The sequence below is a fragment of the Phenylobacterium sp. GW823-FHT02A09 genome (genome assembly GCF_058797775.1).
Genome location: NZ_JBXAJZ010000006.1, coordinates 17,230 through 30,770 on the forward strand (window position 1 = coordinate 17,230; position 13,541 = coordinate 30,770).

Genomic DNA, 13,541 nt, shown 5'->3' on the forward strand with positions numbered 1-13,541 from the left:
CCAAGGCTCGGAAGCTAGGCATGGACGTCTGTCCCGATAAGTAAGACAAAGCTGAACGTGTCATCACGAGGATCGGGATAATTGTATCGACCGGGGTTGATCGAGCTGGACGCCGTCGCCGCCATCGCGCGGCGCTCGTCGTTCCGCGCGGCCGCGCTCGATCTGGGCCTTTCGACCACGGCGCTGAGCAACGCGATCGGCAAGCTTGAGGCGCACCTGGGCGTGCGCCTTTTCAACCGCACGACCCGCAGCGTCTCGCTTACCGATGCGGGCCGGCTGTTCATCGCCCAGATGGGGCCGGCCTTGCAGGAGATCCACGGCGCGATGGATGCGGCGCGATCGCAGCAGGAGACGCCCGCCGGAACGCTGCGCATCAACGCGTTCGCCACGGCCGGGCGCGAACTGCTCTCAAGCCTGATCGTGACGTTCCTTCGGACTCATCCCCAGGTCCACGTCGACCTCGTCACCGAAGGACGGCTGGTGGATATCGTCGCCGATGGCTTCGATCTGGGCGTACGCACCGCGGACCTAGTCCCCAGCGACATGATCGCGATCCCCTTCGGCGGTCCGCAGTCCCACGCCGTGGTGGCCGCTCCGGCTTATCTCGAGAAGCACGGCGTGCCGACCGTGCCGCCCGACCTGCTCGCTCATGCCTGCATCCGCGTGCGCCTGCCCAACGGCGCCATGTTCAGATGGCCGTTCGAGAAGCAGGGGCAGGCCCTGGACGTCGACGTCAGCGGGCCGATGACCCTGGACGAGGCCAGCTTGGCGCGCATCGCCGTGACGGAGGGCCTCGGGCTCGGTCTCTTCATGGAGCAGGACGTCAGGGCCGACGTCGCGGCGGGACGCCTTGTCCGCGTGCTCGGCGACTGGACGCCGCCGCGCCCGCCGCTCTGCCTCTACTATCCGAGCCGGCGGCATCCTTCGGCCGCGCTCAAGGCCCTGATCGGCTTGGCGCGCGGGACGAACGCGAGATCGTGAGCAGCATGAAGCCGATCGAGTACCGCCTGGAACTCTGCGACACCTCCGGCGCGCATCGCCCCATCGCCGTGATCACGTCGGCCAGCCCCTTCGTGGCGGTGTCGGTCGGCGACCGCTTCGACGACGAAGGGTGGCCGCGGCTCGATGCGGACGACCCGCCCGGCACGCCTGCGACCCCCCGGCGCTACACAGTCCATTCCGTCAAGCACGTCGTGACGCAGGAGGATGACCGCGTTGTCGTGAGGTACTGCCTCAACCTGGCTCCGTTCGACGGTGATCGTTCGCCGGCATGGGGCGCCGACTAACGGCGGCGCCAACGGCCCCGCGTTCCGAACGGCCCTCGACCGGCGGCTGAGCGCTCTCTCGGTGCGCGTTGACGTAGCGAGCCCGTTAACCCATCGTCGCCTTTGCGACCCGAGCGTTCGGGCCGGTCTTCAAGCGTTGGGGGGCGCTTAGGCCGATGTGGCCGGCGGCGCTGATGTCGTCTTCCCTGACGGGTCGGCCTTCGCGGTCGGCATTCCCGGCGCCGGCTCCCTCAAGGGCGGACCCAAGGGCGATGGCCTGGCGGGCTCGGGCCTGTCCGATCTCCTCGACGGCGCAGGCGGCGACGACGTGCTGGGCGGGGGGGACGGCGCCGACAGCCTGGTGGGCGGCGACGGCTGGCCGACGCCCAGACCGCGAACGGCTCCGTCGACTACGGGGCCGTGCAGGTTGGAAGCGACGTCATCGTCTTCGCCGACAGCCAGGCCGACGACCGGGCGGCGGACGACGCGGTGACCCTTCGCTCGCGGACGCTCGACGCCATCGACGCGTCGAACATGAGCCGACACAATCATCACCATGGACCTGGGAGGGCAGATGGTGCTGGTCGGCGTGTCATTGTCGTCGCTGAACGGGAACTGGATTTTCGTGGGCTGACGCACGCCGGCCGCGGACCGCCCGTCCCTGCGCCTCAGGCCGGGAAGATCTCTTTCACCGTCCGCTCCAGCACCACCATCGGCATCGAGCCGCGGCGCAGGACGTCGTGGAAGACCTTCAGGTCGAACCTGTCGCGGGCGCGGGCTTTCGCCTCTTCGCGCAGCCGCACCCACTCGCTGTGACCGATCTTGTAGCTGCACGCCTGGCCCGGCCAGATCGCATAGCGGTCGATCTCGCGTTGCACGCGGGTGCGGGGCATGCCGGTCTTTTCGACCATGTAGTCGGTGGCGCGTTCGCGGCTCCAGCGCTTGGCGTGCATGCCGGTGTCGACGACGACGCGGACCGCGCGGAACTGCAGCGACTGCAGGAAGCCGAGCCGCCCCAGGCGGTCGCCCTCATAGGCCCCGAGTTCGGCCGCCAGTTGCTCGGCATAGAGGCCCCAGCCTTCGCCGTGGGCCGCGAAGAACAACACCGTCTGACGCAGGCGCGGGATCTCGGTGGAGGCGAAAGCGATCGATCCCTCCCATTGGTGACCCGGAATCGCCTCGTGATAGGTGAGGGTGGGAAGCGTGAACTTCGGCCATTCGGCCGTGTCCTTGAGATTGATGTAGAAGCGTCCGGGCCGCGACCCATCCAAGGTGGGCGAGGTGGCGTAGCCGTTCGGCGCGCCGTCCTGGATTTCCGGCGGCACCCGCACGATCTCGACCGGCGACTTCGGCAAGGTGTTGAAGGCCAGCGGCATCTTCACACGCATGGCCTCGGTCTGCTGGTTCAGGGCCTTCAGCAGATCGGCGCGGCCGGCGTCGGTGTTCGGATAGAGCTGCTCCGGCCGCTTGGAGATCTCGGCGATGCGCTGCCCGACCGAGCCCGTGGTCAAGCCCTCGGCTCGCAGCAGCGCGTCCATCTGCGCCTCAAGATCGGCCACCTGCTTCAGGCCGATCTCATGCGCCTGCTCGGGCGTCAGCGAGGTCGTCGTCTGGAACGCCAGCGCCCCGGCGTAGAAGACCTCGCCGCCTGGGATCTTCCAGACGCCGGGCTCCGGCGTGGCCTTGGAGCGCGCGGTCTCGATCGCCGCGATCTGGCGATCGAGCGCGGGATAGACCTTGCCGGACACGATCGCCGTGGCCCGAGCCGACCAGTCGCCTTGAAGCTTCGCTTCGCCGGCGCGCCGCGCCAACGAAGCCGTCAGGCCGTGCGCCGCCGGCGCCGGCGCGCGCAGTGCGCGAAGCTGCCCAAGGGTCTGATCGAGCGCGAAGTCGGGCGCGAGCACGCCGCGCGCAGCGTCGTTGCGGAAGGCGTCGGTGTTGTCGTCGAGCGTCGCGGCGAAAGCGTCCAGGCGGGCCAGATAGGCCTCTGCGTCGTCCGCGGTTTCCACCGGATGCACCGAGTCCAGGAAGTCGGGAGTCGACTGGTAGACGCCGCTCAGCTGGCTCAGCACGAACGGAGAGAACGGCGCAGAGTAGCCGCCCTCGCCAAAGCTGAACCGCTCGCCGCCCTCGACGATCTGGCCGTAAACGTACCTGACCACGTCCAGATCGGTTTGGCCCAGCGCCGACAGCTTGCTCGAATCGATCCCGGAAAGCTGCGCCAGGCGCGCCTTGCGGGCCGCCACCCAACGCGCGCGCCCGGCCGACGAGACGTCGTCCAGCTGGCTCCGCTGGCTCGCGCGCTTTCCGGTGTCCAGGCCAAGGGTCGTGGCGAGCTGCGGCGACTCATCGAGGTCGGCTTCGAAGAAGGCGTCCAGCACCGCTCGCAGCCTGGCGTCCTCCGGCGTGGCGGCCAGAGCGAGCGGCGGAGCGCCGGCCCATGCCGCGGCCAGCGCGGCGGTCCCGCCGAGGAAGATGCGACGATCCATGCAAAACGCCCCCGCCGCGTCAGCGGCCTCGAAGAAATGATCCGGCGATTCGCCGCCGCAAAAATCGTAGAACTTGCGCGGTCCATACGTCGGCGCGTTGGAGCCGTCATCAGCGGAACGGCTGAGAGCCAATCAGTCGCGGGACGTGGCCAAGGTGCACGCTGAGATCGCGCACCTCGGGCATGAAGGTCCGCTTCCAACGCTTGCGGACGACGGGAGAACTTAGCTCCTGACGGCGGGGGCGCCCCTTAGCCCCTGGCCAACGTGCTGGCCGCCTTGCCGTCATACCGGCCGCCGAAGCTCGTCTTCAGGTGGGCCATGATGGTCCCGACATTGGCGTCGGGGTTCTTGGCCCGGAAATCGTCGATGGCCTCGCGCAGCTCCGATTCCGTCATCTGCTTTGGGCCATACGAGGAAAGGATCGCCAGTTCGGTTTCAGCGGCCTTGGCGCGCTGGTCGACCTTGGACGCATCGCTGCCGGCTTCGATCAGACGCGCGCGCTCGCTCGCGAGGTTTTCCAGCGTCAGTTTCGTATTCTTCAGGAACTTGGCGACGGTTGCGGCGACCTTTTCATCGGTGACTTCCGTCACGCCGCGCTTGAACTCTTCGGTCGTGATCTGCGTCGCTTCGCCGATCAGCGTGGTGAGCAGGTCGGCCTTCAGACGGTCGTTCGACTTGCGTGCCGCCAGTTGGTCAGCCTTGAGCTCGCTCAGCAAAGCCATGGAGCCGTCCTTTCAATTCACTCTGTTCGGCGGTTCTGTAGTGGGGAAGGAGGCCACCGCGGGTCACGCCGTAGGGCCACCGTAGCAGGCTCCCCGCAACATTTCGTCAGCCATGCGCCTTGCTGGGTCAACCCGCCGACTTCGGGGAGAGGAGGAAGGCCAGCCCGCGCAGAACCGCCTGCTCCAGCCGTTCGGCGGATCCGACATCGTCCTGCATGTGGACGCTGAGAGCGATGCCGCGTCCCAGCACCCAGAACACCCGGGCGATGTCCTCGACTCGATCAAGCGGGGCCCTGTCGTCGCCGAGCAAGGAGCTCTGGAACACCTCGAACGCCCTCTGCTCAGCTTCCCGCACGGCGAGGTTCGGCTCCATTTGCATGAGCGCGTAGAGGTGCGGCCGTCGGCGGATGAACGTCAGCAACGCGGCCGAAGCAGCGTCGATCCGGTGCTGGAACTTGCCGCTCGCCATGGACCGCTCGATCGTTTGGGCGAGCTCCTGCCAGCCTTCAACCGCCACCGCCGCCAGCAAGGCGTCCTTGTTGGCGAAATGGTAGTAGAGGCTGGCGACCCCGCTGCCGACTTCGGCTGCGATAAGCCTCAACTGCAAGGCGTCCGCCCCGCCCGTGTCGACCAGCCGGCGCGCCGCCTCCAAGGCCCGACGGCGCAAAGTTACGGGGCTTGCGATCTCCAAGCGCGTCATCTCATGCTGTCCCTAGAAGACAGCCCCGACCATGGACGATGACTGTCGCCGCAACCAGCCTCAGTGGCGGGTCGGCAGCACCACGCTCATGTCTTCGTAGCCCTTCACGAAGGTCGAGTAGCTGCGCTTCGGCTCGGCCTGCAGCTGGATGTCGGGGAAGCGCTTGAGGATCTCTTCCCAGATGATGGTCAGCTGCAGCTCGGCGAGCCGGTTGCCTACGCAGCGATGGATGCCGAACCCGAACGACATGTGCTGGCGCGGCCGGGCGCGGTCGACGATGTAGCTGTTGGGGTTCTCGATCACCCGCTCGTCGCGATTGCCCGAGACGTACCACATGACCACCTTGTCGCCTTCGCGGATGGTCTTGCCGCCCATTTCGAAGTCCTGGGTGGCGGTGCGCGACATGTGGGCCAGCGGCGTCTGCCAGCGGATCGTCTCGGAGACCATCGAGGTGATCAGGCCGTGGTCGGCGCGCAGCTTGGCGTACTGGTCCGGGTTCTGATTGAGGGCGTAGACCGAGCCGCTGATCGTGTTCCGCGTGGTGTCGTTGCCGCCGATGATGAGCAGGCCGACATTGGCGTGGAACTCGGCCATGGTCATGTTCCGGGTCTCTTCGCCGTGCGCCAGCATCGAGATCAGGTCGCCGGCGGGCTCGGCGTTCACCCGCTGGTTCCACAGCTCGGTGAAGTAGCCGAAGCACTCGTTCATGGTCGCGCGCAGGTCCTGCAGGCTGGCCGCGCCGCCGGGATAGCCGGGCGGCGTGGTCATGGCGTCGGACCAGCGGGTCAGCTTGCGGCGCTCCTCGAACGGGAAGTCGAACAGGGTCGCGAGCGTCATGGTGGTGAGCTCCTTCGACACCAGGTCGACCCAGTCGAAGGCCTCGCCGACCGGCAGCGAGTCGAGGATCAGTCCGGCCCGCTCGCGGATCTGCGGCGCCATGACGGTCAGGGCGTGCGGCGACAGCGCCGGACTGACGGTCTTGCGCTGCACGTCGTGGCGCGGGGGATCCATGGCGATGAAGTTGGTGGCGGTGTTGTTCGGATCGCGGAAGCCTTGCGCCGCCTTCGGCGTCAGCGAAATGCCCTTGGCCGACGAGAACACCTGGTGGTTGGAATCCACCGACATGATGTCGTTGTAGCGGGTGATCGACCAATAGGGCCCGTAGTTGCTGTCAGGCGTGAAGTGGACCGGCGACTCATCGCGCAGGCGCTGGAAGATCGGCCACATGGAGTCGTCGCGAAACAGCGAGGCGCGGGCCGGATTCAGCTCCTCCACCGGCGTTTCGTAGGCGGCCTTGTGCGCGGCGGCGCGCTTGTCCTTCAGGATGTCCGCGGTTCCGTCAGCCATGGCCGTTCCCTCGCCCTTGAGCGCCCACAATCTGGACGACGAGCGATCGGACCCTTTCGAACAAGGTTCCACAAGCTCTCAGGAAGCGCCTGGTGACTTAGGCGATGGCCGAACGCCTGACCTCTCACCTCAGGTGTTTCCCAGCGGGAGGTGAGGGCGCGTCGGGATGGCTCTGCGGCGGCGGCGGTCGAAGGTGGCGGCGATGTCGCACGAGTCCAACCGCCGCTTTCGCCTGGGCCGTCTCGTCAAGCTGCTGCTGCTGGCGGCCGGGGCGGTCGCGCTGCTGGTCGCCGCGGCGATCGTCGCCTATGTCTGGAAGGGCTCGCATCCTTCGTTTCTGGACGAGAAGCCGCGCGCGGCGCACGCCACGTTCATGGCTTCGGGCCTGACGCTGCACACCCCGCCCGGTCGCGGCCCGTTCCCGACCGTGCTGCTGATCCCCGGCTGCGGCGGCATCCGGAATGGCCGGGGCCCCAACCCGATCATGGACGAGTATGCGCAGTCGGCGCTGCAGGCCGGCTGGGCGGCGGCGATTCTCGACAGCTATGGGCCGCGCGGCTGGGACCCGGAGTGGGCGCGACGGCGGGTCTGCGCCGGGGCGCGGCTGCAGGGGCTGTTCCGCACCGCCGACATCCTGGCCGGGCTGGACCTGTTGGCGAAGGACCCGCGCGTCGACCACGACCATGTGCGCGTCGCCGGCTGGAGCCATGGCGGCTGGGCGCTGGGCGACCTGGTCACCCTGCATGGCGATGCGGATTTCCAGCGGACCATGGCCGGGGTCGAGGCGATCCGCCTGACCTATCCGTTCTGCGAGCCGCCGGCCCGCGGCGGTCGCCGCGACTGGACCTGGAGCGGCGGCGTCGACCTGGTGATGGCCGAGCGCGACGTCGTCCAGCCCCCGGCCGGCTGCACGCGGCTGGTCGAGCGGGCGAAGGCGGCGGGGGCCAGGGTCGAAGTCACCATGGTTCCCGGCGTGACCCATGCCTTCGACGAGCGGGTCCAGAGCCCGGACTCGGCCTTCCGCTTCGACCCCGCCGCCACCGCCAAGGTCCACGAGCAGTTCATCGGCTGGCTGCGGACCCCGGCGCCGCCGCGCTAGGGCGCGGCCTACGGCGCGTAGACCGCCCGCTCGAAGGCTTCGAAGGCGGCCAGCATGCCGGGGTCGGCGAAGGGCAGGAACTGGCCGCAGAGCATGCCGGCCACGCCGCTGGCCGGGTCGGCCCAGTAGTAGCAGTTGGCCAGGCCGCCCCAGGCGAGGCTGCCGGCGCGGCGCATGCCGGGGACGTCGGCCTCGTTGCGCAGGAAGCCCAGCGTCCAGGTCTTGGGCGTTCCGGGCATCGGGCGGAAGTCGTGGCTGATCGGCGCCATGGCGGTGGTGAGATCGCCGGCCGGGACGGTGCTGTCGGCTTCGCGCAGCCAGCGCAGCGTCTTGGGTCCGAGGACGCCGGCCCCGTCGTCGGTGAGCACGGCGCGCAAGAACTTCAGGTAGTCGGGCGCGGTCGAGCGCAGGCCGCCGCCGCCATAGTAGATCGGCGACGAGGGCAGGTGCGGCGCCGGCATGAAGGCGCCGTCCGGCGCATGGTGGTGCATTCCGGCGGCGCGGGCGTCCAACTGCGGCGTGGAGACGAAGGCGGTGTCGGTCATGCCGAGCGGGCCGGTGAGGTGCTCGGCGACGTAGGCGTCGAGGCCCTGGCCGGTGGCCTGCTCGACCAGCCAGCCCACCGCGTCGATGCCTATGCCGTACTGCCAGCCCGCGCCCGGATCGAAGGCCAGCACCGGCGCGGCCGGCGCGCTCTCCATCAGGCTGCCGCCCACCTGGGCGTAGTAGCGACCAAGGTCGGCGTGGAAGAAGTCGTAGGCCAGGCCCGAGGTGTGGGTCAGCAGCCGGCGAAGGGTTAGGGGCGTGCGGGCCGCCCGCAGCCGCGGCGCGCCGTCGGGACCGAAGCCCTCAAGCACCTGCGGCGTGGCGAGGTTCGGCAGCCGCTCGCCGACCGGCGCGTCGAGATCGAGCACCCCGCGCTCGACCAGTTGCAGCGCCGCGGCCGAGGTGATCGCCTTGGTGCAGGAGGCGATCCAGAAGGTGTCGTCGGGCGCCATCGGCGTCGGGTCCGCCGCGCCGCGCACGCCGGCGGCGAAGTAGCTGTCGGCGCCGTCGGCGCGGGCGACCGCCGCGGTGAGGCCGGGCGCAGCGCCCCTGGCCACGGCGTCGTCGAGCAGCGCCTGTATCGTCTGCGAACCCATGCTTCCTCCCCCGGCCTCTCTTGAGGCTCTCGTCGCCCGCCAGCGGGACCAATCGACGGGGGCCTGTCAACGGCCTCGTCACCGTCGTTGACCGGCGGTCAGCAGCTTCGTAGCGTCTGCGTATGTCGACACTTGCGTGACCCTGGCGCCGAGCGCGGCGCCGCCAGCCTTCATCGCGGACCGCAGGGCATGCGGCCGCATTGCTGCGTCACGCCGGTTGAAAGACATCCCGTTGAAAACGATCTTCCCACGCATCGAACCCGAGCGTCGCGGCGACGCGAGCGCCATCGGCCAGCTCACCACGACGGCGTTCGCGCCCATGCCGTTCAGCGACGGCGACGAAGCCCGCGTGATCCACGCCCTGCGCGAGGCTGGAGCCTTGACCATTTCGCTGGTCGCCATCGCCGCCGACGGGGAGCTGGCCGGCCATGTCGCCTTCTCGCCGGTGCGGATCGATGGGCGGCCGAGCGACTGGTACGGGCTGGGGCCGGTTTCGGTCGCGCCTGGGCTCCAAGGGCGCGGCGTCGGCTGCGCCCTGATCCTGGGCGGCCTGGAGCGCCTGAGGGCCTTGGACGCCGGGGGCTGCGTCCTGCTGGGCGATCCGAACTACTACCGGCGCTTCGGCTTCGTGAGCGATCCCACGCTGACCTATCAGGGCAAGCCCAACCGGTACTTCCAGCGCCTCGTCCTAAGGCCGCCGGCGCCGGCGGGAGACGTCAGCTTTCATCCCGCGTTCGATGCGCCGTGAAAGCGGCGTGCTGCGTTGCGCAAGCACCCTCTGGAGGCGATCCAATAACGAATAATCAACCTGTGGTATAAACCATGGCCGCATATCAGAAAGATGCGGACCATGCAGAAGAATCTCGAAAACGGGACGGTGCGTGCGCGCGCCGAAATCCGACGGCGGAGCCGTCTCCTCCTCTCCGCCGCCCCGTTGGTGCTTGCGCTGGCCAGCGCGCCGCAGGCCTTGGCCCAGTCCGTGACGGGCGGCGGCGATCTGAACGAGAGTCCTGTCCAGACGCCGGATTGGGTGATTGCGGGCGACCTCGTGGTGGGCGTCTCCGGCCCCGGTACGCTGACCATCGAGGACGGCGGAACCGTCGAGAACGACTCCGGCTATGTCGGCGACGCCGCCGCCGGGCAGGGCACGGTCACGGTCTCCGGCCAGGGCGGCGGTCAAGCTTCGACCTGGACCAACAACGGCATGCTGGCGGTCGGCCAGGCGGGCAGGGGCACGCTGACCATCGAGGACGGCGGCCGTGTGACCAGCCAGGACGCCTATGTCGGCGCGGACCCCACCGGCGACGGCACGGTGACCGTGCGCGGCCGCGGCGCCGACGGCGTCGCGTCGACCTGGACCTTCGGTGATCTCCGCCTCGGCAATCTCGGGACCGGGCGCCTGATCATCGAGAACGGGGGCGTGGTGAGCAACGCCTACGGAACGATCGGCGGCGGGGGCCCCGGCGTCAGCAGCGTGACGGTCTCGGGCCGCGACGCCCTGGGCGTTTCCACCTGGACCAGTTCAGGGCCAGTGTATGTCGGCGCGCTCAGCACAGGCTCCCTCCGCGTGGACGGCGGGGCCCTGATGAACAGCGACCAGGGCATCATTGGCGGCGAGATCGGCAGTCCGGGCGTGGGAACAGGCTCCGTGGTGATCTCGGGCACCGACGGCGCGGGAACCGCCTCGACCTGGAACGGCGCGAACCTCTATGTGGGGGCCTATAGCGACGGCTCGCTGGCGATCGAGGACGGCGGCGTGGTGAACACGACCGGCGCCGGCTATGTCGGCTACGACGGCGCCGGGACGGGCACGCTGACTATCTCCAGCAGCACGGGCGACATCTCGACCTGGGACGTCTCGAACGAAATCACGGTCGGCTTCGACGGGGACGGTGACCTGACCATCGATACCGGCGGACGGGTCGTCGTCGGCAGCAACGTCGTCATCGCCAGAAGCGGTGGATCGGTCGGCGCCCTGAGCCTGACCGGCGACCCCAGCGGGCGAGGCGTGCTGGAAACCAGTTCGGTGGTGAAGGGGCTCGGCGCCGCCACCCTCGACCTGGATGGCGGCATATTGCGCGCGACCTGGAACGCGACCGACTTTTTGCGCGGCTTCGACGCGCTGACCATCGGCGGCGAAGGCGCGTGGTTCGACACCGACGGCCACGACATCGCCGTCGCCAGCGACTTCTCGGGGACCTCGAGCCTCAACAAGCTTGGCCTCGGAAAGCTGACGCTGACGGGCGACAGCTCGGCGTTCACGGGCGCGACGACCGTCTTCGCGGGCAAGCTGGTGGTCGGCGAGACCGGCGCTAGCGCGTCGCTCGGCGGCGACGTCGATGTCCGGGCCGGCGGCGCCCTGGGCGGCGTTGGAGACATTGGCGGAAACGTCGCCGTGGCCGGCTCCGGCATTCTCTCTCCCGGTGGATCGACCACTCCGGGGACCTTGACGATCGCCGGCGACCTGACGCTCTCGGGCGCCTCGGTGCTGAACTATCGGCTCGGCCAGGCCGGAACGGTCGGCGGGGCGTTGAACGATCTCCTGGTCGTGGGCGGAGCCCTGACGCTGGACGGGACTTTGAACGTCACGGTTTCGCCCGGCGGAACTTTCGGGCCGGGCGTCTACCGCCTGATCAACTACACCGGCGCGCTGACCAACGGCGGCCTGAACCTCGGCTCCTTGCCGGCGGGCGGCTCCAACACCATCCAGATCTCGATCGCCAACCAGGTGAACCTGGTTAGAACCGCGTCCTCAGGCGGTGGCGGCGGGGGAGGCGGCGGCGGCGATCCCACCCCGCCTGTCCCGCCTCCGCCGCCTCCGCCTCCCCCGCCCGGGCCGTTCGACTTCTGGGATGGCGCTGGCGGGGCGGCCGACGACGGAGCGATCCAAGGCGGCGACGGGACCTGGCGGGTGGGTGGTCCGACCAGCTGGACGCAAGCGGCCGGGGCGACCAACGGAAGTTTCAGCAACGGAGTGTTCGCGATCTTCGCCGCGAAGCCGGGCGCGGTCGTCGTCGACGGCGTCGCCGGCCCGGTGACGGTCAGCGGCATGCAATTCGCCTCCGACGGTTACAGGCTGTCAGGCGACGCGATCACCTTGCAGGCCGGCGACGCCATCGTGCGGGTGGGGGACGGAACGGCGGCCGGCGCCGGCTTCATCGCGACCATCGACGCGGCGCTAAGCGGCCCGGGCAGGCTGGACAAGACCGATCTAGGCGCCCTGATCCTGACCGGGACGAGCAGCCATACGGGGGGAACCAGGGTCTCTTCCGGGACCCTGCAGGTGGACGGCGTACTTGCGGGGCCTCTCGAGGTGTCGCCGGGCGCGCGGCTCAGCGGGTCCGGCCAGGTGGGGGCCACGGCCAATCGGGGCGCGATCGCGCCGGGCGGCGGGGGCTTCGGGACGCTGACGATCGCCGGCGACTATGCAGGCCTGGGCGGACGGCTTGAGATCGAGGCCGAACTGGGCGGGGACAATGCGCCGGCCGACCGCCTGGTGGTGACAGGGGCTTCGTCGGGGCTCACCCCCGTGACGGTGACGAACCTCGGCGGCAAGGGCGCTGCGACCTCGAAGGGAATCCTGGTGGTCCAGGAGGACGGCGCCTCGAACGGGCAGTTCGCGCTGGCCAACGGCGACTACAGCATTGGCGGGCGGTCGGCGCTGGTGGCCGGGGCCTACGGCTATGTTCTGGAGAGAGATGCGGCGGACGGAGACTGGTACCTGCGTTCCAGCCTGCCAGGGCCGGGCGGCGATGGCGCCGGCGGGACGAAGACGCCGCGGACGCCGCTCTTCCAGCCGGGCGCGCCGGTCTATGAGGCCTACGCCAACATGCTGCTCTCGCTGAGCGAGGCTTCGACCCTGCGCCAGCGCGTGGGCCAACGCCGCTATGACCCCGCCGATGCCGAGCGCACGGGCGTCTGGGGGCGGATGGAGGGCCGGACCAGCCACCTCGAGCCTGCGGTCACGGCGACCGGAGTCCATCAGGACGTCGACAGCTGGAAGGTCCAGTTCGGCGTCGATCGCGTCCTGTCCGGAGAGCAGGGCGGCGCGCGCCTGGTCGCGGGCGTGAACGTCCAACTTGGCATGGCCGACACCAAGCTGTCCTCGGCGCACGGCGGCGGAGATATCGACACCGACACCTATGGGATCGGCGCGGCCGTGACCTGGTATGGCGGGGGCGGAGGCTATCTGGACGCCCAGGCGCAGGCCGCCTGGTTCGCCAGCGAACTGACGTCGAGCCTGGCCGGTCGCCAGGTGTCGGGCCAGGACGGTCAGGGCTTCGGCGCGAGCCTGGAGGCCGGCAAGGCCTTCGCCCTGGGAACAGACCTTTCCGTCACGCCGCAGGCCCAGTTCAGCTACGCCTCGACCGATTTCGACAGCTTCAGCGACCGGTTCGGCGCCCGCGTCGACAGCGACAAGGGCGAGAGTCTGCAGGCGCGGGCCGGCGTGGCGTTCGACCACGCCCGCATCTGGCAGGACGCCAGCGGCGAGACGCGGCAGGTCAGCCTCTATGGCCTGTTCAACTTGAAGTACGAGTTTCTCGACGGGGTCCGCGTGCTGGTGGCGGGAACGCCGCTCGACAGCCGTCAGAGCCGCGCATGGGGCGGGCTTGCCGCGGGCGCGGATTATAGCTGGGGCGATGGCCGCTACGCCCTCTATGGGCAGGCGGCGGCCGACACCGGCCTGTCGTCCTTCGGCGAGAGCTATACGGTCACGGCCGGCGGGGGCTTCAAGATGCGGTTCTAACCGCGCGGCCAGGCGAGATTTCGGTTCAAG

10 protein-coding genes are annotated in these 13,541 nt (G+C 69.4%); 5 read left to right on the plus strand and 5 right to left on the minus strand.

The annotated features are described in order from the left end of the window. Nucleotides 1-96 precede the first annotated feature (96 nt). Both AC1Q87_RS21120 and AC1Q87_RS21125 read left to right on the plus strand, forming a co-directional pair. On the plus strand, nt 97-981 hold the full coding sequence (locus AC1Q87_RS21120) for a LysR family transcriptional regulator (protein ID WP_492610802.1): 885 nt from the start codon (nt 97-99) through the stop codon (nt 979-981). A 5-nt stretch (nt 982-986) separates the two neighbouring features. Further along, nucleotides 987-1,286, plus strand: coding sequence for a hypothetical protein (locus AC1Q87_RS21125; RefSeq protein WP_492610803.1), 300 nt, complete (start codon nt 987-989; stop codon nt 1,284-1,286). A 647-nt stretch (nt 1,287-1,933) separates the two neighbouring features. Here AC1Q87_RS21125 and AC1Q87_RS21130 read toward each other — a convergent pair. The 4 genes from AC1Q87_RS21130 to AC1Q87_RS21145 form a co-directional block, all read right to left on the minus strand. Beyond that, entirely contained in the window at nt 1,934-3,754 is a 1,821-nt protein-coding gene (locus tag AC1Q87_RS21130; protein ID WP_492610804.1) for a DUF885 domain-containing protein, read from the minus strand. Nucleotides 3,755-4,002: 248 nt separating this feature from the next. Beyond that, nucleotides 4,003-4,476 carry a GatB/YqeY domain-containing protein gene (locus tag AC1Q87_RS21135; protein ID WP_492610805.1) on the minus strand — a complete coding sequence of 158 codons (474 nt, stop codon included), beginning with the start codon at nt 4,474-4,476 and terminating at the stop codon, nt 4,003-4,005. Nucleotides 4,477-4,603: 127 nt separating this feature from the next. Next, nucleotides 4,604-5,176, minus strand: coding sequence for a TetR/AcrR family transcriptional regulator (locus AC1Q87_RS21140; protein ID WP_492610806.1), 573 nt, complete (start codon nt 5,174-5,176; stop codon nt 4,604-4,606). Between the two features lie 60 nt (nt 5,177-5,236). Continuing rightward, complete coding sequence (locus AC1Q87_RS21145; protein ID WP_492610807.1) at nt 5,237-6,523, minus strand: cytochrome P450; 1,287 nt, start codon at nt 6,521-6,523, stop codon at nt 5,237-5,239. Between the two features lie 202 nt (nt 6,524-6,725). Here AC1Q87_RS21145 and AC1Q87_RS21150 point away from each other — a divergent pair, with 202 nt between their 5' ends. Continuing rightward, complete coding sequence (locus AC1Q87_RS21150; RefSeq protein WP_492610808.1) at nt 6,726-7,622, plus strand: dienelactone hydrolase family protein; 897 nt, start codon at nt 6,726-6,728, stop codon at nt 7,620-7,622. Nucleotides 7,623-7,630: 8 nt separating this feature from the next. Here AC1Q87_RS21150 and AC1Q87_RS21155 read toward each other — a convergent pair whose 3' ends face one another. Then, nucleotides 7,631-8,764, minus strand: a complete 1,134-nt coding sequence (locus tag AC1Q87_RS21155) for a serine hydrolase domain-containing protein (RefSeq protein ID WP_492610809.1) — start codon at nt 8,762-8,764, stop codon at nt 7,631-7,633. A gap of 232 nt (nt 8,765-8,996) precedes the next feature. Here AC1Q87_RS21155 and AC1Q87_RS21160 point away from each other — a divergent pair, with 232 nt between their 5' ends. Beyond that, nucleotides 8,997-9,512 carry a GNAT family N-acetyltransferase gene (locus AC1Q87_RS21160; protein WP_492610810.1) on the plus strand — a complete coding sequence of 172 codons (516 nt, stop codon included), beginning with the start codon at nt 8,997-8,999 and terminating at the stop codon, nt 9,510-9,512. A 102-nt stretch (nt 9,513-9,614) separates the two neighbouring features. Then, nucleotides 9,615-13,511, plus strand: coding sequence for an autotransporter outer membrane beta-barrel domain-containing protein (locus AC1Q87_RS21165; RefSeq protein ID WP_492610811.1), 3,897 nt, complete (start codon nt 9,615-9,617; stop codon nt 13,509-13,511). Nucleotides 13,512-13,541: the final 30 nt, after the last annotated feature.